The following is a 19,072-nucleotide window of genomic DNA, read 5'->3' as shown; positions in this document are numbered from 1 at the left end:
CAGCGCCTTCCTCTGCTCCTCTGCTCGTCTGCCCGTGCCACCCGCCCGCGGGATAAGTCCATCGCCACATCAGCACGCCCAGTACGCCAGTACGCTCAGTGGGCACTGTCACGGATTCAGTCGGAGCCGCAGCCGTTCTTCGTGCCCGCGGCATCGAGGCGGCAGAAGCACGACGCCTCGACGGGGACGTCCGCGAGTGCGGTGGCCATGGTGAGCTGCTGGGCGACGATGCGGGCTTCGCCCGTCCTGCCGAGCCGCACGAGGCATTCGTGGAAGCCGTGTAGGGCCCAGACGTTCCCCGGATGCTGCAAGGGCCTGGGCAGGGTGTCGTCGAGTCCGAGGTCGGCCCGGTAGACGGCCTCGGCCTCTTCGACCCGGCCCTGTTCGAGCAGAAGCGCCCCATAGGCGTGGCGGGTCGGCTGCATCCAGCCCCACGGTTCGTCGTAGGGAAGGTTGTCGTCGAGCTCGACGGAGCGCTCCAGGCAGCCGAACGCCACGTCGTATTCGCCCTTACGGTAGGCGAGTTCGCCGTCGAGCATGGCGGAGGCGATCGCCAGGATGTCCCGGCACGTGTTGTTGAACAGCATCCGCGTCGGGGGAACCCGCTCGGCCGCACGACGGAACAGTTCTCGCTCGGCCTCGGCCTTGGCGGTCACCTGCGTGGCGGAGTACGCCACCGCGCGCGCGTAGCGCAGCATTGCTGTGGTGACGCAGTACAGCTCCGCATCACGGGGCATCGGCAGCGCGAGGATGTCCGTCCAGCGGCCGAAGCGGATCAGCACATGCACCCGCATGGCGAGGAAGCCCTCCAGCCAGTCGGCCATGGGCGGGCTCTCCACACGCAGCAGCTCCTCGGGAATGGACGCCTCAAGCTGCGTAGCCGTCTCCAGCGCCGTTTCGGACTGGCCGAGGAACATCGCACCGTAGATCTTGAAGTGGTAGTTGTGCGAGCGGTACAGCGTGTAGAAGTTCATCGCGCCGGCTCGCCGCAGGTACTTCTCGTCAGCCCTGATCGCGTCGCTGTTGCCCGACACGACCCTCCGGTAGTCGCCGCACAGCACATCGAGGTGGGAGGGCATGTGGTGCAGGTGGCCCGCGTCCGGGACCAGCCCCCGCAGGCGGTCGGCGACCACAAGAGCCTTCTCCGGCGTCGGCGACATCTCCATCAGGTGGATGTACATGTGCAGTACGCCCGGGTGACGGGTGCCGGCCTCGGTCAGCAACGCGCGGTCGAGGACGGCCTTCGCCTCCAGCGTGCGCGCTCCGGCGGCGGGTTCGCCCGTGCGCAGGTCCCACAGCCGCCACGGGGTGAGGTTCATCAACGCGTCCGCGTAGAGGGTGGCGACGTCCGGATCGTCGGGTGCGAGTTCGTATGCGGTGCGCATGGCCCGGGCGTAGGGCTCGTTCCAGACGGAGCAGTCCTGCACGGCGTGCGAGGCGGGGTAGCGCTCGCGCAGCGCCTCGATGAGCGCGCGCTCGGTCGGCGTGGCCCCGTCGCACAGTGCGCGGGCCCGTTCGACGGCGGTGTGCGCCCGTTCCACCGTGCGCCGCAGATCGGCGTCGTCGAAGAAATCCCAGGGCTTGTTGTAGTTGGGGCCCAGGGCGTACGCGATGCCCCAGTACGCCATGGCACATCCGGGATCCGCGGCCGCCGCCGACTCGAAGCAGCTGACCGCCTCCTCGTGGTTGAACGCGAAGCTCCACGCAAGGCCACGGTCGAACCAGCGCTGAGCTTTTGGCGAACGTGTGGATACGGGCCGGGTGAGGGTCCCGAGGTCGAAGAAGTAGTCCATGAGATCTCCTGCAGAGCGATGCGACTCGACTCGACGACATCGGCGCCCGGTACACAGGTGCCGATCGAGGCTCTGCGGTCGGTCCTGCGCGTTGGTCGGCCCTGCGCGTCGGTCGGCCCTGCGCGTGGGCAGCAGAGCAAGCCCGCAGTGGCTCCTTCCTCTCACCGTTCCGCTCACAGCGGGCACAGAAAGTCACCGCCAGCCTATTTCTCCGGCCTTCGACGACCTGGCCAGGAACACGCGCCCGGTGTGCCGCGTGCAGCCGCCGCAGGGCGTGGCTGATCAACAAGCTGAAGCAGTTCCGGGCCGTGGCCACGCGCTACGACGGACGCGGCTACGTCTTCCTCGGCACCGTCACCACAACACCCCTGGTCATCCGGCTCCGAACACGATCGCCCGGACAACCCCTGGTAGGACTGAAGCCTGATCAGGTAGCCGTCGGGGGTCTGCAGGTGGCCGTCGGGGTCGCGCAGGTGGGCGTAGCGCAGGTTCGGGCCCCACTCCGGGCGGTCGGTCGGGCCGGTGACGAGGCGGCCACCGTGCTCCAGGCAGAGGGGCGAGTGTTGCCAGAAGTCGGGCGGACCGTGGACCTTTGGGCTCAGGGTTCAGACCGTAATCCGTCGGGACAAGGCCGAAGTTCGCCCTGGCGCGGATCCGCAGCCGAGCCACGGAGGCTTCGCCGACCGCCCGCCCGGCCCCGGACGGGCGGCATGACTGACCACGCGCCCAACATGGCGGGAAGAGATTTCTGGGTTCCGGTCACATCTTGGTGGTGTGGTCCGTCAGTGCTGTGGAAGCGCCGTTGGGCCGATGTGAAGGAGCGGACTCAGAGGGCGTTAAGTCCGTTTCTGGTGGCGCCCTCGTCCGGGTCGAGCAGGGAAGCCTCGGTGGATGGGACGTCCAGGGCGCCTTCGGGTGATGTTGACGCTCGCTTCGCGGAGACGCACCGTACTTCGAGGCTGGTGTTCAGCTGACGATCGGGGTTTCGGTGGTGTACAGGAAACGGGTCCGGGAGCGGTCGAGGAAGTTCTCCTCGTCGGCGGCGATGGTCGTGGTGAAGACGTCGGAGGTGAACCAGCGGGTGGCGTCGGCAAGGTCGTCGAACCAGACCTCGACGACGCCGTCGTAGTAGGTGGTGGGTATGCCGGGAATCTCGTCGCCGGTGGGGAAGAGCAGGACATGGCGCCGGACCGGTACCGTTCCGTCCACCACGCTCGCGATCAACGGCAGGTGCTTGTCCGTCCAGTACTCCACGAACTCCTCGTGGGTGAGGTCCGCGCGCCGGGTCAGGAAGATGCTGATCTTGATCACGATGCTCCTCAGGCAGGTGTTGCGTTGGTTGGCAACTCCCAGGCTACGTAAGGGGCTTGAGCTGCAGTGCTGCGCCTCCGGTAGCCCGTGCAGCGATCAGCACCACGATCAAGCGATCATGAACCAGGGAAGATCGAGCTTATCGTCCACCAAGTGGGCGTTAAGTCCGTTTCTGGTAGTGACCCCGTCCGGGTTGAGTGCGGAGATGTTCGAGCCGTTCACGCATCCTGGCACTGACCAGCATCACCGAGGCGGAGGCCGCCGTCGGCACCATCGACGGCGCGGTGAACCTCGGCCCGCCGGTGGCTCCTGGCGGCCGCCAGGAGCGTGTTCGTCCCGGACACAAGTTGCAGCCGGGCCGGCCTTCGGGTCCTGGCTCGGCGTACCCGCCATCGCGAGCGGCGTTGTGCTCACACGACGTGTCCGCCGGCCAGCGGATACCCATGGCCACGCTCAGCGCCCGGAAGAACTGCCGCCCGTCATCGAACTACGGCGTGGTGGTCCACGTGCACGACTCGCTGGTGTGCGTGGCACGCACCATCATGAGCGTGCCGTAGCCCACGGCTAATGCCCGTGCTTATCAATGTAGGCCCTCAGGTCGTTCCTTGAGATGCGGCCGTCGGCACTGCCGCCATGCGCGGCGGTGTCAAGCTGCCGTTCCAGCCCGGGGTATCGCAGAATGCGGTTGGCGGCGTTCGCAACCGTGCGGTTCGAGGTCCACTGCGAGGCCGCGTACAGGTCGTTGTGCGAGATCCTGTTATCGGGCATGTTGTGGTGCGCGGCAGTCTCCACGCTCGTGAAGTTGTTTAGGACAATGGCGGCCGCGGTGGCGTTCGCGCGGTCTGCGGGAGACAGTGTCCCAGGTTTCGTAGACGTCGGCGTGCCTGCGGACGCCGGTGTGGCTCCGGTCGCTCCGCCAACGGCCAGGGCCGCGACCATGGCGGCCATCGTGACGCCGATCTTCGCTCGCTTCAGCATGACTTCACCTTCCTGTCTTGGTGGCCGCGATGCCCGGGGGCCGCGCGGCTGACACAGAGACACTCGCCGCCCCAGCCCCCGCCACACCCCTAATCGCCATCTGTGGCAGCGCGGTGACAGGCCAGCGACGCTCCCACGACACCCGTGACGAGCCCACAACAGCAGACGCATGCCCCACACGGCGCGCTGCCCCCAACTGACCCACCGGACGCCCCTAAGGCCACCGGAGTCCCGCCCGTGGACGATGTGCTGAGTAGGTATTAGGTCCGGTCTTCCCTGGTTCGTGATCGCTCGATCGTGGTACTGATCGCCGTACGAGCCGCCTGGTCGTCATGTCCATGTTGAGATGCGGGGCGTGAAGACAGAGCCGTACCTCAGCGACTTATCGGACGAGCAGTGGGCGTTGATCGAGCCGATGATCACGGCCTGGAAGCAGAACCGGGTCGCCCGGTCGGCGACCGGAGATCCCGGATCCTGTGACCTGCGGGAGGTTGTGAACGCGATCTTCTACCAGAACCGGACGGGCTGCCAGTGGCGCCTCCTTCCGCATGACTTCCCGGTCTGGTCAGCAGTGTTGTACTACTTCGGCCTGTGGCGTGAGGACGGGCTCGACCAGCGGATCCAGGAAGTCCTGCGCTGCCAGGTGCGGGAGAGAGCCCGTCGATTAGAAGACCCGTCCCTCGTGATCACCGACACCCAGTCCGTCCGCGCCGCGGCGGGTGTCCCGAAGACCACGACGGGACTGGACGCCAATAAGAAGCTCGCGGGCCGCAAGCGGGGGCTGGCCGTGGATGTTCTGGGGCTGATCATCGGTGTCGTCGTGCTGGCCGCATCCGCCCACGACGACGCCGCCGGCACCGCCCTGCTCGACCAGGCCACCGAGCGGTGCGGGAACCGGCTCGAGAAGGCCCTGGTGGACCAGGGCTTCAAGGACCAGGTCGTCATCCATGGCGCATTGTTGGACATCGACGTCGAGGTCGTCCGCCGCAACCCCGAAGACCAGGGCAAAGGCTTTGTCCCGCAGCCCAAGCGGTGGATCGTGGAACAGGTCAACGGCACATTGATGTTGCACCGCCGCCTGGCCCGCGAGTACGACCACCGCTCCGACACCTCCACCTCGCGTGTCTACTGGGCACCCATTGCGAACATGGCCCGCCGCTTCACCACACCGAGTCCGTCCTGGCGCGACACCCTCGAGCTGGCCGCGTGAACATCACCGAGCTCCTGGCCGGCCTCCAGGCCCAGCACGACGAGACCATCACTCGGGCCGCTCAACTACGCGTCCAGATCGAGCACTTGACCGCCACCCTGGCCGAGACCGAAGCGCGACTCGCTGACCTGGCCACCACCCGGAAGGTCATCACAGAACTCGCACCGGCCCAAGACGAACCCGAACCTCCCGAGACGAGCACCACCTACCAGGCCATCGTGCACGCCTTCAACCAGCACCCCGACCAGGAGTTCCGAGCCCGCGAGCTGCACGAACTCCTTGGCATGCCCACCGGCGAGGCATCGGTCAACGTCACCCGCGCTCGCCTCGGACGCCTCACCCGCCAAGGCTTCCTCACCCAACCCGGACGAGGCCGCTACCAGATACGGACTTAACGTCCACTCATGACGAACACGAACACCAACACCAACACCAACACCAACACCTCGATCTCCCGGATGGCGAACCCGGGTGAGTTCGTGCCCGAGTTGAGTGACGTCAGCGCCGCCCTGTTCAAGGCCACGGGTAACCGCTCGGTGCCGCGGACCACGATGAGTCTGGTTCACCTGCGCGCCGGGCAGATCGTCGGCAACACCTACCTGACGATCCTGAACACCGGTTTCCTGCGGAAGGCGGGGGTGTCCGAGGAGCGCATCACCGCGGTGTCCTCCTGGCAGGACGCCCCGTACTTCAGCGACGCCGAGCGTGCTGCCCTGGCCTTGGTGGAGGCCACGCTGCAGCCCGCGCCGCATGGCCAGGAGCGCGTCAGTGACGACCTGTATGCGGAGGTGGCGAAGCACTACGACGAGAAGGCGCTGGCCACCCTGACCACCGCGATCGGCCAGATCAGCTTCTTCATCGTGCTGGCCGTCATCGGCAAGCCCCAGCCGGTCAGCTCTCTTGCCGACGAACAGTGGGACTGACCTGATCCGCCCCCGTACCTGTCCGACACTGACACTGACACTGACACGGCCGAGGCCTTGGCGCCGCTGTACGACGCGATCGCCGACGGTCTCGAGCACGGCCTGACGGCCCGCCGCTGGAACGCAAGGCCGAACACTTCCTTGCCCTCGTCGGCACAGCAGCACCCTCATCGGCTGCCACCGACTCAGCAGAAGCGGACGGCGTCACCGGCCTGAGAAGTGAAACGTGCCCCTGAGCATGACGCTCACTCAAGGGCCAGGTACTCAGGTGACGGGTGGGCCAGTTCGGGGCGTTCCACCACGTACCGATCGCCGTGAATCGCCAGCATCGCCCAGTGCCACGCCTCATCGTGAAACACGAGCCCACGATACGGGGCGTCGTCCGGCTCGTACGGGTACCGCTTCAGGGCAGCTTCCCGCGCCTGCGCCGGCGTGAGCCCACCATGGTGCTGCATCACCCACTCGTAGCCGCGCCGCTCGGACTGCAGACAGTCGAGGTAGTCCACCTCACTCCACTTCACGGCCTCAACACTAATTGCCCCCCGGACCTGCCCTCTTCTCGCTCTGTGCCATTATGCGGACGCGTCCCAGGGAGCGGGCCGCGATCTACTGGTTGCCTGGGGGTCGAGGATGGGTGCGGGTACGGAGCCGGACGGCTCGTCGAGATCCGACGAGGAGTGGGAGCGGTTTCTGCGCGAGTCGGTGGCCGGTGTCGCCGACGCGCCCAAGGAGCCGTCGGCTCGGGCCCGCGACGTGGCAAAGCGGCTGCGCGCGGAGCCCGGCGGCGGCCTGGAGGGCTGGCGCAGCTACACGCCCACGCGGCCCAAGCGGCGCACGGGCTGGTACGCGGCTGGGTTGCTGGCCTCGCTGGTGCTGCTGGTGGTGGCGCTCGCGCCGGGGCGGATAGTGGACCTCTTCGCCGGCGCTGACTCCCCACCGCTGGCGGCCGAGACCGCCCGCCCGACGCAGGCTCCCCCGGTGGAGGTGTCCCAACGCCCCACCATGGACGAGCCGTTCCGCGGCTCGCCGGCGGCGCGCTGGGCGAGCGGAGCGGCCGGGATCACCGTGCCGAAGGCCGGGCCGGTCGGCTGGATGAGCGCCGCCGAGGTCGAGCGGGCCCTCGCCCGCAGCCGGGACTTCCTCGTGGCGTCCAGCCTGGACCGCGGGGTGCTGCGGGGCGAGCGGCCCGAGAAGGCGATTGCACTGATCAACCCGCACCAGAAGGACGTCCAAGACCTTCTGAAAACCGCTTTCCGAACCCCGAGCGAGAAGAACGACGCCCTCCTCCTCTTCAGCCGCTTCCAGCCCTCCCGCACCCACCTGGTCGGCGACGTCGTGAAGACCCGTGGCCGGCTCACCTACTGGGAGGGCAAGCGCGGCGCACTCCAGGTGACCGCCGACGTCACCTTCGTCTACCCGGTCACCCGCGCCGACGAGGGCGTCGACGACGAGATCGTGCGCACGATCGTCCGGCGCGAGCTGGTCCTGAGCTGGGACGACCCTGACAAGGTGATCACCGAGCCGGGCACGTTCTCGATCGTCTCGTACAAGTACGACATGACCAACGGCGGCTGCGGCGCCCCGACGGGCTACTTCACCCCTCCCTTCGGCGCGGATCGCCAGGCGGACGAGGCCGGCACGGAGATCGACCCGTACGACCGCAGCGGGCCGGTCGGGCGGGGCGAGTCCTCCGGGGACGAGTGCGGGAAGGCGACGCGGTCCTAGCGTGCGTCACTCGGCGACGGCCACCCCAACCCCGAGGGCGATGAACATCCAGCCGCCGGTCCGCTCCCGGCGCCGGAATGCATCCCGCTGTACTCGCGTCATCTGACCTGTGGAGCGGAGCGCCCCGCGAGCCACAGAAGCTGTGGTATTCCGCGTGTGTTACCGCCGATGGTTCGGAACCAGCCACCTATAGCGCCACGCGAACGCACTGAAAGGAAGGACAGGCAACTGCGTAAAGCGACGCCATGGGTCCGGAGATGTTCTCCGGGCCCCACCGCATCAGGAGAAATTCACTACTGTGCCATCGAAACCCTGACCACGAGCCCGCCCCCGTCGCGCGGCTCGGCGGTGATGGTGCCGTCGTGGGCGCGCACCACCGACCGCACGATGGACAGGCCGAGGCCGACACCCTTGTCGCTGCCGGTCCGCTCGGTGCGCAGTCGCCGGAAGGGCTCGAAGAGGTTCTCGATCTCGTAGGCGGGGACCACGGGCCCGGTGTTGGTGACCACCAGGACCGCACACCCCGGCCGGGACGCGGTTGTGACCTCGACCCAGCCTTCCTCGGGGACGTTGTAGCGCACCGCATTCTGGACGAGATTGAGCGCGATCCGCTCCAGGAGTACGCCGTTGCCCTGGGTGAAGACCTGCTGGCGGTCCCCGCGGAACTCCACGCCCTTGGTTCGTGCCTCCTCGCGCGTCTGTTCGACGGCCTGCGCGGCGACCTCGGCGAGATCGACCGGTTTCCTGTCGACGACCTTGTTCTCACTGCGGGCGAGCAGCAGCAGGCCCTCCACCAGCTGCTCGCTGCGCTCGTTCGTCGCCAGCAGCGTCTTGCCGAACTGAGCCAACTCGGGCGACACGTCCGGGTCGGCGAGCTGGACCTCCAGCAGTGTGCGGTTGATCGCCAGCGGCGTACGCAGTTCGTGCGAGGCATTGGCAACGAACCGCCGCTGCGACTCGAAAGCCCGGTCCAGGCGGTCGAGCATCTCGTCGAAGGTGTCGGCCAGCTCCTTGAGCTCGTCATCCGGGCCGCCCAGCTCGATCCGGCGGTGCAGATCCGAACTGGCCACTTGCTGCGCGGTGCGGGTGATCCGCCCCAGTGGGGACAGAACCCGCCCTGCCATCGCGTAGCCGAAGGCGAATGCGACGACGGTCAGGCCCAGCAGCGCCATCAGGGAGCGATTCAAAAGAGTCTGTAGCGCCTCGGTGCGCTGCTGTTCGATGCAGCTGTTCAGGGCGGCGTTGATCTCGTGGAGGGAAGCTGGCGAGGGCAGCGGTGGGCATCTGTCGACGCTGACCGTGATGCCTCTGCCGGAGACGCCGAGCGAGGGGGCGCCGTCTTCGAGGGCGTCCGCGGCCGACATGTAGATGATGGCGAGCAGCACGATGCCGGCCATCAGGAACATGCCGCCGTACAGCATCGTGAGGCGTATCCGGATAGTCGGGCGCAGCCACAGCGGCGCCCGGTCCGACGGTTTGGGGTCCCACGTAGTTTGCGCAGGCACAGTCAGCGGTGGGGAAGATTCGGAGGGTGCGGCCATCGCCGGTCAGCCTCGGCAATCCGGACCAGGCGCAATGGCTAAAACCGGCATGATATGTGAACGCACTACTGGTCCTCTCCCATGCGCCTTGCAGCAGAATGGAGTTGTTTGCCCTCATCCTGCTCAGACAAGCCGTAAACCGACGGTAAGAAGTGCCGTCAGCTCCGCGCCTACCTGGAGCACCTGGCCGAGACCTGTTCACCGTGGCCGGGCGTGCCGAGCGCGTGCGGCGCGGCTGGGTCCGAACTGCCTTGTGCACTGGCCTGGTCCTCCCCAGTTCGCGTTCAAGTCCCGGAACTCCAGCACGGCTTCCGGGACTGGGCACCCGGAGTTCGTGATGCAGGAATGAAGATTCCCGATCGACGGATCGAACTGTTCGCCGGCGCTGGCAGCGACAGCCGGTTCTACGGCCCCGCGACGGGTGACGAACGGCGCATGCTCATGGCCGTGCTGGACGCCCAGCGCGCCACCCTGGAGCTGAAGTGCTCCGCGCTGGGCTCGGAGTTGGCCCTCTCCTCCGTGTCCCCGTCCTCGCTCTCTCTGCTCGGCCCGTCAGGCACCTCGCCGACGTGGAGCGCCGCTGGTTCCGGGCCGTGCTCGCCGGGCATGACGTCGAGCTGTGCTTCTCCTCCACGAGGTCCCCGAGGGTGACTTCGACGGTGCTGCCTCCGACCCCGACGTCGTCGCCGCGTCCTGGGCGGCCTGGCACGCCGAGGTCGTCTTCGCGCGAGCTTTTGCCACCGAGGCCCCGGACCTCGATATTGAGGGCCATGCCCCCTGGCGAGGCAAGGTCTCACTGCGCTGGGTTCTCATCCACATGATCGGGGAATACGCCCGCCACAACGGACACACCGACCGCGTGGTCCCGCAGGCATCGATCGAGTTCGAGGTGGCGAACGCAGAAGCCGTCACAGCCGCCGGTGCCGAGCTTCAGCGCGCGGGCTTCGAGCTGGTGCACCAGGCCCGCACCGAGCCGTGGGGCCAGACGGTGGCCAAACGGTGGCCAGACTTCTCACGGCAGACGGCTTGATCGGGGATCTCCTACGCCCCCTCCTTGCACGACTTGCAGGACGACCAGCACCCCGGGTGAACCCGGCCAGAGACCGGTAAAGGCGACGCACATCCCTGGCGTACTCCTCGGCAGGGACGGCCACCATGACGTCCCTTAGGGAAGGGTCTGGCCAGATGAACCGCGCGCTCCCGCTCCGGCAGAAGGTCGGAGCGCATGTCGTGTCGGCCCCGAGACGGGCCGGAGGCCCCGAGCCCGCTGGCCGGAGGCCAGAGAGGACACCCCGCGTAGCCGGGGCGCTGCTGCAACGCGTCCTGCAACACGATGGACGTTGCACCTCGGGCAGCGGCAACTCACAGGCTCACAACCTCACGGCAGCGCCGTCCACCTGGGAAAGCACCCTGTGCACCTCACAGACACCTCAAGGATCTAAGTCGCCTGCCTCGAAGGCCCTGGGGGCGTGTGTAGCCTGTCGATCTGTTCGAACAGGATGAGGTCTGAAGATGGGCACCGGGCGTCCGCACACCGCGATCGAGTTCCCTGAAGGGTCCTGGTGGGACTGGGAAGTGATCGCCTGGGACGTCGGTCAGTTCCGGTTGGCTGCCGGCCATGACCTCACCTACTTCCACGGCTTGGAGCTGGTCTTCAGGACCCCAGCCTTCGTCAGCTGCCCAGCGACGTTTCACGATCCGGTTTTCCGCACGCCAACGGCACAGGAACAGCTGAGAGTCACTCGCCAGCTCGGTGAACTGCCGTCCGTTCTGGTCGCCTTCGAAGCGGACGGCAACGGCCAGGAGCCCGTCTCCTGTCTGATTGCTGCGGAACAGCTGGAGATCGTGCACGAGCGTGTTCTGAGGTACTGGCGGGAGGACATAGCGCCCGGTCAACGCCTCGCTCCCTGGGTGCGGCCGCCGGACCGGTAGCCTTCTGCGCAGCTGCCACCGCGGCGAGTGAGGGCGGGAAGAGGCGCGGTGACGTTCAGGCTGGTGTCGGCTCGGCTTCCTCATTGATCTCGACCGTGTCGGGCGCTTGGGCGTTGGTGCCGCTTTCGAGTGCCGTTGTGGGGCGGGAGTAGAAGACGTTCCTTCCCTGCTTGCTGCGGTGTGCCAGGCCCTTGGCGACGAGGGAATTCTCCAGGGTGTTGCGTACGACGGTCTCGGGAGCAGCGTGATCGGGTTGCTCCTGTGCCAGCAGCTTTGTCAACTCCGCCACCGTGCGCGGCTGCTCGTCGAGCAGCTCGAGGAGGTGGTCGGCGCGTGTGGGGCTCTTCCGCCGTGCTGCACCTCCAGCCCGTTTGGCCGCACGCGGTTTCTTCGTGCTTCCTGCTTTCTTGGCCGCGGCCTTCTTCGGCCGCGGCTTGGCGGCGGCCGCTGTCGCGCGTCGCGCGGCAGGCACTGTTGCCGGCTTCGTCACCTCGGTGTCGGCTTCTGGAGGCTGTGGCGTGGCGGCTTCGTCGCCGGGTCCGGTGCCGAGGTGTAGCTGGAGGTCTTCCAGCTTCGCCTTGAGCTTCTGTAGGTCGTCGATCTGCTTCGCGATGCTCTTCAGCTTGGCAGCTACGTGCTCCGCAAGTTCCGCGTCTGACATGGCACAGCCTGCTCTCTGTCGCCTGGTCGTTCCGTGGTTGGCTGGATGTTACTCGTCTTTCTCGGCAATTAACCCTATGCCCTCTCTATTTCACCAGCGAGTAGGCGGCATCTGTCTTGCCAGTATCAGCCGAACTGACTTGCCACCTGGTTGAATCCGGGTTCGCTTCACGGATTGCGCCAGCCGAAGGTGGGGCTTGAATGCGCCATCCTGGGATGTCCGTGGCCCCACGCCTTTGGGTTGATATGCGCAGGTGGGCGCCCTTATCGGGTGAGGACGTTCGCATACTGCTCGGCCAACGCCGGCCCGAGAGCCCAAGTGATGTCTTCCCGCCCCGGGGCATACGACCATCAGTCCGCATCGGCTACAAGGGCAGTTGATGACAGAGAACCTTCCGGCACGGTGGTCGCGGGGCGGCGGACCCGCTGCGTGACCACCGGCTGTCTCATCGCGCTGATCGTTCCCGCATGCCTGCTCGCCTACTGCTGGTACTTGGCGTGGAACAACGGCAGTGTGAACGAGCATCGCAGACAGGACGCTCTTACCGGCATCGCCCGGAAAGTTCGCGTCGATGCCACGACGACCGGGGCAACGCTCAACAGCGCACACGCGGATGCCGCCAAAGCCGTCGACATTATCTGGCAGCACACCAGAGCACCCGCAATAGGCCGTGATGGCTCCCGGGACCGGTTCGCCACCTACATCAACAGTGACGCCGTCTACCCGAGGACGGCATCGTCTTCAACGGAGGCCCTATCAAGATCGACCGTTGCTTCTCCCTGACCTACCTCCGCGCCACCGCATGGCAGGCCTCAATCCGCGCCGTCGACAGCGAACTGTGCAAACCCGGCATGACCGTCCGTGAAGCCGTCAACAGATCACTGACGAGCCTTCAGCATGCTGCGGGACAAGGGCTGACCGATTCCGAGATCCGGCACGCGTTCGACGTCTCCAGCAAGATCTGGCATACCGGATTCGACCTCCGCAGTACCCACAGACGGGGCCGGAGAGCAATGATCACAGGGGTCCTGCACCTCAAGGGCCTGGGAAAGGCACAAAGCGGCGGCGGCGCTAGGCAGCTGTGCTACCGGTTCGACGTGCCATCGCCCACGGACAACAATGCCTCTGCACGCCGTGCAGGTGCTCGCCCCGCCTCGGATGGCACGTGTGCGACAGGTCGATAGCCGGCGGGCCCCAGCGAGTCTGGCCCCGTCGGCCCCGACTCGGCAGGCGACAGTCCTTGGCGGGCGTGGCGATCGATGGCAGCGTCTGTGTCGGCGTCACGCCGTGCGCCGCCGGCCCGGACCGGTACTCCGTCCGTAGCCACGCGCTCGGCCGTGCCGCCGGCACCGTAGCTGCGGCGGACCGGCCGAGCGCGCGCCGCAGAGCACTGGGCTGGTGCCGTGCTGGGAGGCGGCCTGCATGTGCCGGGGAGGGCCCGGCCCGTGCGTGTGGTGGGCTGTGTGATCGTCCAACGCGTAGGTAATGAGTGGGGAATGGTGTTGTCATGTTCAGTCAACGCGCGTAGCGCCGGGCGCGGGTCCGCGGTTTGCTGGAGTGTCTCTCCAACCCCCCCCACATTTTTGGAGACCTTCATGCGCCGTGCCGTCCTCGGCTCCGCCGCTGCTCTCGCCTTCGCCGGCCTCACCGCGGCTCCCGCGCTCGCCGAACCGCCCGCCCCGCCCAGCCAGGCGACTGCCCGTGCCGAACTCGCTGCCCTCACCGTCGCCGTCCCGCATTCCATGGACGGCTACGCCCGGGACAAGTTCGAGATATGGGCCAAGCAGCCTGATGGCTGTACCACCCGCCAGGACGTCCTGGCCCGCGACGGCAAGGACGTTGTCGACGGGTCCGTCAAGTGCCAGCCGACGAGCGGAAAGTGGTACTCCGTCTACGACGACACCACCGTCACCAACGTCGCCCAGGCCACCATCGACCACATGGTCCCCCTCGCCGAAGCCTGGCGCTCGGGTGCCGACACCTGGACCGCGGACCAGCGCAAAGCCTTCGGCAACGACCTCAAAGACCCCCAGCTCATCATCGCCTCCGAGTCCTCCAACAGCTCCAAGAGCGACAGTGGCCCGGCCGACTGGAAGCCGACCAACCGCGCCTTCTGGTGCACCTACGCCGAGGACTACACCCACGTGAAGTCCGTCTTCAAACTCACCACCACCGACCGCGAGAAGACGGCCCTGGCCTCCATGCTCGACACCTGCACCAACTAACCCGACCGGCACGCGCCTGCGTTGGGTGTGCGCGGGCAGGTCGAGAGTGGTCGAGGGCCCTCGCCGTTGTGGTGAGGGCCCTCCTGCGCCTCAGCTTCCCCGTGAGGCAGGAGGCGACAAGGCGACCGGATGACACCGCACCGGACGTGAGCAGCGCGGATACGCAGACCGTGGCCGCCGCTTGACATGCACTGAAGGGGATCGGCGTTCGCCGAAGGCGGAGGGGGGCCGATACGGGCCCGGTGCCTGCCGGTGCCGTGTCAGGCCAGCACCTCCCGGAGCCAGGACCTTTCCGTGCGGCTGGTGGCGCGGGCGATGACGAGCATGCCGCGCCGGTAGGGGTCGTCGGTGTCGTCGGCGCCCAGTGGACGGTCACCGTCGTGGAAGAAGCTCGCGGGCTGCTCCAGGAATTCCAGCCGCCGACGCAGTACCGCATGCTGATCAGCGATGTCGGGCAAATGGGAGAGGAAGGCAAGGACCGTGAAGTACCGGGTGCTGTCGCTGATGTCCAGGCCGTCGGCATCCCGCAGTCGGCGCAGCAGCTCGCCGTGGCCGGCGTCGGTCAGGCGCAGAGTGTGCCGCTGAGCGGCCGAGGTGCCCGGTTCGGTCCGCCGATCGAGCAAGCCGGCGCTGACCAGCCGGTTGATCGCCGGGTAGAGGCTGCCGTCGCTGACGGGCCGGGTATGGCCGGACAAGTGCGCCATCCGGTGCCGCAGTTGATAGCCGTGCAGCGGCCCCTCGGCCAGGAATCCCAGGATCGCGAGTTCGAGCATGCTGCTACTCTCGCACATCGAAACGAGGTACCTCGAATCGATGTAGGAGGCGGGGATGGCATACACCGAGGAATGGGTGACGACGCGGGCGCGCAACGCCTACGAGCGCGGCAGGGCATCGTTCGACGTACGGCCCGAACGGGCGGCGCTGCTCGTCATCGATATGCAGGACGAGTTCGTGCGGCCTGGCTGGAGTCCCTACTGGGTGCCGGCGGCGACTCGGATGGCGCCCCGGCTGGATCAGCTGGTCGAAGAATGCCGGGCCGCCTCCGTCCCGGTGATCTGGACCCTCTTCGACGACACGCACCTCGGACTGGACCGGCCGCACGCCTTGCAGTTCCTCCCGCATGCTGACACCGACTGGCGCCGGCCGGGCCCTGCCGAGGTGTGGGCCCCGATGGGCCGCCGCCCCGACGAAGCCGTGATCCGCAAGCCCTCCTACGGGGCGTTCTACGACACGCCGCTCGACACCATGCTGCGCAACCTCGGCCGCGACACGGTCATCGTCACAGGAACGCTCACCAACTACTGCTGTGGCACCACGGCCCGGCAGGCATACGAGCGCGGCTACAAGGTTGTCTTCGGATCCGATGTCACGGCAACCGACGACGAGTCCCGGCAAGAACCCGAACTCGCTGTCCTGCGCAAGGGCTTTGCGCTCGTTCTGACCGCCGAAGAGATCGCCAGCCGACTGACCGCAGCCACCTCGGCATCAGGGGACGAGGAACGGGTGGACGTGGCCTGATGCAGCATTAGCCCCAGGTCAGGTGCTCCCCGTTGACGCGGAAATGAGACTTCACCAGCTCTCTGCCCTGATCCCCGGGCCGCCTCCGCAAGCAGTGGGAGTTGTGCCAGTGACCGCCGAGCCCTCTTCCACTGTCGTGGCGACAGCTACCGTGGCAAGGAGACCCGCAGGAGGAAGCCATGAGCGCCCAGCCCGAAGAAGCCCCCGCCCCACCGCCGGCCCCGGCTGCCGCCGCCCGGCTACTCGACCGGCTACGCGCCGACCGTCGTGCCGAGCGGTGGGTGCCGGCCTTCGAACGGGACTGGGCCAAGGCTCTGGAAGACTCCCGCCACACCTACAACCTCACCCCGATGCACGAGGTCGTCCGCACCTGGCAGTTGCGTCTCGCTGCCGCCCCGGCCGTGGACGCCTTCGCCGAATCCGGCATGGACGACAGCGGTTTCGTCGCTCTGGAGGACGTCCTGGGGCCTCGCCGATGAGTGCAGGACCGTGGGCGGTCCGGCTATCCCCGCAGAGTGCAAAGGTGCTGGGCGAGCTGCCCGAGCATGCGGCCGAGATGGTCCGCGATGTCCTCGACATCGCTGCCCGCACCCCATGGAGCTGGCCGCAATGGGACGCCGGCGATCCTGAGGGCGACGACGTCCGAGCCGCCTCCATCGGGCAGCTCAGCGTCATCTACTTCATCAACCGGCCCCTGCGGCACCTGTCCGTCCTGGACATCGTCTGGCTCGACTGGCCAGGCCCTGGCTGACTCGTGCTGCGGGGCTCGTGCCCGGTGCCGGTGTTCCCTCCGGGCTCCGCGGCCGGGCCATTGCCCGCTCCCGCAGCCTGCCCGGCGGGACCTCGGCGACGGCCTGGCGCCAGCCGGGACGCGGTTTCCTGGAACTCCCGCACCTCTTGTACGCACGCCGGGCACTGGGCCAGGTCCCGGGCGAACTCGCCGGCCTCGGGCTCCGCGAGCGCGCCGAGCGCGTAGGCACCGGTCAGCGTGTGCAGATCCACGGTGCTCATGCGGTCGCCCCCAGGCAGTCACGGAGCCGGATCTGTCCGTCGCGGAGCCGGGTCTTGACCGTTCCCAGGGCGGCGCCGAGCACGTCGGCGGTCTCCCGGTAGGTGTATCCCCGGTAGTAGGCAAGGGTCACCGACTCCCGCTGGAGTTCCGTCAGCTGTTCCAGGCACCGGCGGACCTGCTCGCGTTCCCGACGCCGCTCGACTTGTTCGCTCACCTCGTCGAAGGGGGCGGTGCACTGCCTCAGCCCGGCCCGGTGTTCGAGGTCGGCGGCCGTCTGCGCCGATCGGACGCGGTCCACCGCGCGCCGGTAGGCGAGCGTCATGATCCACGTCAGAGCACTGCCCCTTTGAGCGTCGAAGCGGGCAGCCGAACGCCACACGTCGATGAGGACTTCCTGCGCGACCTCCTCCGACTGGGCCGGGTCCCGCACCACCCGCCGCACCAGGCCCACGACGGCGCCGGCCACCGCGTTGTAGAGGCTCTCGAACGCCGGCTGATCACCGCGGGCGACGCGGTCGAGCAGGGATTCCAGAGCGCCTGAGTGCGGCGCCGGGGATGGTTCGCCGCGGGCTGCGACGTGCATGAACACCTCCGAGGAAGATACGCGGCCACCTTTTGTTCGGCGTGGGGCACAGCGTGGATTGGTCGGGAAACGGATGCGAGCGTGGCCGACGCTGACGGCGAACCGGAGGGACGTCCCGCAGGCCCGACCAGTGCGCGTGCGGCCCACGTCCGTGGACACGACAGCGCCGTCGTTTGTCATCGAGATCCGTGAGCCAGGTGATCGCCGACAGAGCCGGCGGCCGCCGCGGCGCCGAGCGGTGTACGGACTCAGAATGACACGGTGAGGGAGATGGCGACGATGTTGGCGATGATGTAGAGGCCCGTCGCGAGGGCGAAAACGCGGTTGTTGAAGCGCCGCGCGGCCGGTCGGTCCATGGGATCGTTCAACACCCTCAGGACGTAGGTGGTGTTGGCGACACCGATCAGTACGTAGAGCAGGCTCATGAAGTGGATCTCTTCGACCAGCGTCACGTTCAGGAAGGTGCCCAGCGCCTCGTCGACCGCCCGCAAGTTGAGCATGATCGTGAAGAGCGCGGCACCGAGAATCCCGAGCCGTGCGACCAAGGCGACCTCGTCGTCCTTCGACCAGATCAGAAACGAGACCAGGGCGACCAGGAAAGCCACGTATACCGGCAGGATCTGCTTGCCGAAGCTCGTGATGTCCTCTCGGGTGAGCTGGAACTCGATCACCAGCTGGGAGTAGCGGCTGCTGCCTCCTTGCTCGAGCCGGGGATCGCCGAAGTTCGTGCTGTAGTGCGCGTCCACGACCCCGATCCGGAATTTCGTGATCTTGAAGTCGTCGGGATGGATCCTGGGGTTGTACGTGGAGTTCTTCGTATCCGCCCGGTAGACGAACCGCGACTCGTCCAGCTCGTTTTCCTCAACCCGGATCTGGACGACCTGTTTGTCGAACGGAAAGTCCGTCAGGTCGAGGACCTGCCGGAAGGTCCCGGACACTTTGACCTGCGTCCAGTACTCGTTGCCCACCTTCTCGCTGGAAGGCGCGGTCAGCGACGTCCTCGTCGCGTTGGTGAACTCGAGACGCTGGACAGCGGTCAGATCCTTGCGTGGGCACAGGCTCCACAGCCACAGGTCCGCGTTCACGGTGCGCCTGACCGGATCCACCGCGTAGAGGTCGGTGACGTAAGCCCCGACGCGGCAACTGGGCACGGCCGCAGCGGCGGGCGTGGCGATGATCAGCGTGCTCAGCACCGCGGCGGCGGCTGCGAGCAGGGCGCCCGCTCGCGACCGGAGCCCGGCCGGGAAACCACGTCGGCCGTCCGCTGGCCGGCCATACGAACGGGGCATACCCGCGAGCCTCCAAGAACACCGGCGGGAGCAGCAGGAACCACATCAGGGGAGCGTTTCCATGCGGACCATAACCCGGCGGCCGACGCAAGATCACGATCACAGCGGCCCGCCCCCGCAGACCGGCTCAGGATGCACCCGTTCGGCTCATGACCAGGGCCGCGGCGCGACGCGGCTGCCGATCAGCAGGCGGCATGCTCGTGATCGCCCAGGCAGTGCCCCCTCTGTGGAAAGGCGGCGGGGCGGTGCGTGCGGAGGCGTCTCGAAACCCCAGCGGGTGACGCGGACGCGTTCATCATCGTGCTGCACTGCGGCCCGGGCCGTAGTCGCCATCATGATGCCTTCAGTTATTCCTTTCGTTTGGTGTGCCC

Annotated in this window: 21 protein-coding genes and 1 pseudogene; 12 read left to right on the top strand and 10 right to left on the bottom strand. The window is 67.5% G+C overall.

Annotated features, from left to right (window positions below; translation table 11 throughout):
• Positions 1-116: 116 nt before the first annotated feature.
• The gene (locus tag AC5677_RS00745; protein ID WP_497193020.1) at positions 117-1,793 is read right to left on the bottom strand and encodes a tetratricopeptide repeat protein; all 1,677 of its coding nucleotides are present in this window, start codon (positions 1,791-1,793) and stop codon (positions 117-119) included.
• Between the two features lie 281 nt (positions 1,794-2,074).
• Here AC5677_RS00745 and AC5677_RS00740 point away from each other — a divergent pair.
• Positions 2,075-2,179: pseudogene (locus tag AC5677_RS00740) on the top strand (IS5/IS1182 family transposase); the annotation flags it as partial.
• A gap of 580 nt (positions 2,180-2,759) precedes the next feature.
• Here AC5677_RS00740 and AC5677_RS00735 read toward each other — a convergent pair.
• Together AC5677_RS00735 and AC5677_RS00730 are read right to left on the bottom strand one after the other, a co-directional pair.
• Positions 2,760-3,104: an EthD domain-containing protein gene (locus AC5677_RS00735; protein WP_497193019.1), complete on the bottom strand. Its 345-nt coding sequence runs from the start codon at positions 3,102-3,104 to the stop codon at positions 2,760-2,762.
• 564 nt (positions 3,105-3,668) lie between these two features.
• The gene (locus AC5677_RS00730; protein ID WP_497193018.1) at positions 3,669-4,082 is read right to left on the bottom strand and encodes a hypothetical protein; all 414 of its coding nucleotides are present in this window, start codon (positions 4,080-4,082) and stop codon (positions 3,669-3,671) included.
• 355 nt (positions 4,083-4,437) lie between these two features.
• On the opposite strand from AC5677_RS00730, the gene AC5677_RS00725 reads away from it, so the two are divergent.
• Genes AC5677_RS00725 through AC5677_RS00715 form a run of 3 tightly spaced genes read left to right on the top strand, consistent with a single transcriptional unit; the run spans position 4,438 to position 6,215 of the window.
• Complete coding sequence (locus AC5677_RS00725; RefSeq protein WP_497193017.1) at positions 4,438-5,292, top strand: IS5 family transposase; 855 nt, start codon at positions 4,438-4,440, stop codon at positions 5,290-5,292.
• Complete coding sequence (locus AC5677_RS00720) at positions 5,289-5,687, top strand: hypothetical protein (RefSeq protein WP_497193016.1); 399 nt, start codon at positions 5,289-5,291, stop codon at positions 5,685-5,687. Before AC5677_RS00725 ends, AC5677_RS00720 begins: the two co-directional genes overlap by 4 nt.
• A 9-nt stretch (positions 5,688-5,696) precedes the next feature.
• Positions 5,697-6,215: a carboxymuconolactone decarboxylase family protein gene (locus AC5677_RS00715; RefSeq protein ID WP_497193015.1), complete on the top strand. Its 519-nt coding sequence runs from the start codon at positions 5,697-5,699 to the stop codon at positions 6,213-6,215.
• 245 nt (positions 6,216-6,460) lie between these two features.
• Here the strand turns inward: AC5677_RS00715 and AC5677_RS00710 are convergent, their stop codons facing one another.
• The gene (locus tag AC5677_RS00710) at positions 6,461-6,721 is read right to left on the bottom strand and encodes a hypothetical protein (RefSeq protein WP_497193014.1); all 261 of its coding nucleotides are present in this window, start codon (positions 6,719-6,721) and stop codon (positions 6,461-6,463) included.
• Between the two features lie 124 nt (positions 6,722-6,845).
• On the opposite strand from AC5677_RS00710, the gene AC5677_RS00705 reads away from it, so the two are divergent.
• Positions 6,846-7,940 carry a hypothetical protein gene (locus AC5677_RS00705; RefSeq protein WP_497193013.1) on the top strand — a complete coding sequence of 365 codons (1,095 nt, stop codon included), beginning with the start codon at positions 6,846-6,848 and terminating at the stop codon, positions 7,938-7,940.
• 293 nt (positions 7,941-8,233) lie between these two features.
• Here the strand turns inward: AC5677_RS00705 and AC5677_RS00700 are convergent, their stop codons facing one another.
• Positions 8,234-9,481 (bottom strand): sensor histidine kinase, encoded by a 1,248-nt coding sequence (locus AC5677_RS00700; RefSeq protein ID WP_497193012.1) that lies wholly within the window; start codon positions 9,479-9,481, stop codon positions 8,234-8,236.
• Between the two features lie 619 nt (positions 9,482-10,100).
• Between AC5677_RS00700 and AC5677_RS00695 the strand changes: the two genes are divergently transcribed.
• Together AC5677_RS00695 and AC5677_RS00690 are read left to right on the top strand one after the other, a co-directional pair.
• Complete coding sequence (locus AC5677_RS00695; RefSeq protein ID WP_497193011.1) at positions 10,101-10,511, top strand: mycothiol transferase; 411 nt, start codon at positions 10,101-10,103, stop codon at positions 10,509-10,511.
• A gap of 482 nt (positions 10,512-10,993) precedes the next feature.
• Positions 10,994-11,413, top strand: a complete 420-nt coding sequence (locus tag AC5677_RS00690) for a hypothetical protein (protein ID WP_497193010.1) — start codon at positions 10,994-10,996, stop codon at positions 11,411-11,413.
• Between the two features lie 55 nt (positions 11,414-11,468).
• On the opposite strand, the gene AC5677_RS00685 is transcribed toward AC5677_RS00690, so the two are convergent.
• Positions 11,469-12,074 carry a hypothetical protein gene (locus tag AC5677_RS00685; RefSeq protein WP_497193009.1) on the bottom strand — a complete coding sequence of 202 codons (606 nt, stop codon included), beginning with the start codon at positions 12,072-12,074 and terminating at the stop codon, positions 11,469-11,471.
• 429 nt (positions 12,075-12,503) lie between these two features.
• On the opposite strand from AC5677_RS00685, the gene AC5677_RS00680 reads away from it, so the two are divergent.
• Both AC5677_RS00680 and AC5677_RS00675 read left to right on the top strand, forming a co-directional pair.
• Positions 12,504-12,857 carry a hypothetical protein gene (locus AC5677_RS00680; RefSeq protein WP_497193008.1) on the top strand — a complete coding sequence of 118 codons (354 nt, stop codon included), beginning with the start codon at positions 12,504-12,506 and terminating at the stop codon, positions 12,855-12,857.
• An 812-nt stretch (positions 12,858-13,669) separates the two neighbouring features.
• Entirely contained in the window at positions 13,670-14,299 is a 630-nt protein-coding gene (locus AC5677_RS00675; protein ID WP_497193007.1) for a GmrSD restriction endonuclease domain-containing protein, read from the top strand.
• A 260-nt stretch (positions 14,300-14,559) separates the two neighbouring features.
• Here the strand turns inward: AC5677_RS00675 and AC5677_RS00670 are convergent, their stop codons facing one another.
• Positions 14,560-15,072, bottom strand: a complete 513-nt coding sequence (locus AC5677_RS00670; protein WP_497193006.1) for a PadR family transcriptional regulator — start codon at positions 15,070-15,072, stop codon at positions 14,560-14,562.
• A gap of 55 nt (positions 15,073-15,127) precedes the next feature.
• Between AC5677_RS00670 and AC5677_RS00665 the strand changes: the two genes are divergently transcribed.
• The 3 genes from AC5677_RS00665 to AC5677_RS00655 all read left to right on the top strand — a co-directional run bounded on the left by AC5677_RS00665 (position 15,128) and on the right by AC5677_RS00655 (position 16,568).
• Positions 15,128-15,817 (top strand): cysteine hydrolase family protein, encoded by a 690-nt coding sequence (locus tag AC5677_RS00665; RefSeq protein ID WP_497193005.1) that lies wholly within the window; start codon positions 15,128-15,130, stop codon positions 15,815-15,817.
• A 179-nt stretch (positions 15,818-15,996) separates the two neighbouring features.
• Entirely contained in the window at positions 15,997-16,296 is a 300-nt protein-coding gene (locus tag AC5677_RS00660; protein WP_497193004.1) for a DUF6247 family protein, read from the top strand.
• Positions 16,293-16,568, top strand: coding sequence for a hypothetical protein (locus tag AC5677_RS00655; protein WP_497193003.1), 276 nt, complete (start codon positions 16,293-16,295; stop codon positions 16,566-16,568). Before AC5677_RS00660 ends, AC5677_RS00655 begins: the two co-directional genes overlap by 4 nt.
• Here AC5677_RS00655 and AC5677_RS00650 read toward each other — a convergent pair.
• From AC5677_RS00650 to AC5677_RS00640, 3 genes are all read right to left on the bottom strand, one after another.
• On the bottom strand, positions 16,493-16,828 hold the full coding sequence (locus AC5677_RS00650; RefSeq protein WP_497193002.1) for an RskA family anti-sigma factor: 336 nt from the start codon (positions 16,826-16,828) through the stop codon (positions 16,493-16,495). The two genes, AC5677_RS00655 and AC5677_RS00650, sit on opposite strands and share 76 nt — an antisense overlap.
• Positions 16,825-17,412: an ECF RNA polymerase sigma factor SigK gene (sigK, locus tag AC5677_RS00645; RefSeq protein ID WP_497193001.1), complete on the bottom strand. Its 588-nt coding sequence runs from the start codon at positions 17,410-17,412 to the stop codon at positions 16,825-16,827. Before sigK ends, AC5677_RS00650 begins: the two co-directional genes overlap by 4 nt.
• Before the next feature lie 248 nt (positions 17,413-17,660).
• Complete coding sequence (locus tag AC5677_RS00640; RefSeq protein WP_497193000.1) at positions 17,661-18,605, bottom strand: ligand-gated ion channel; 945 nt, start codon at positions 18,603-18,605, stop codon at positions 17,661-17,663.
• Positions 18,606-19,072: the final 467 nt, after the last annotated feature.

It is taken from the genome of Streptomyces sp. JLSY215, assembly GCF_059682825.1.
The sequence above is the reverse complement of the archived record's forward strand: the minus strand, read 5'-3'. Positions and strand labels throughout refer to the sequence as shown.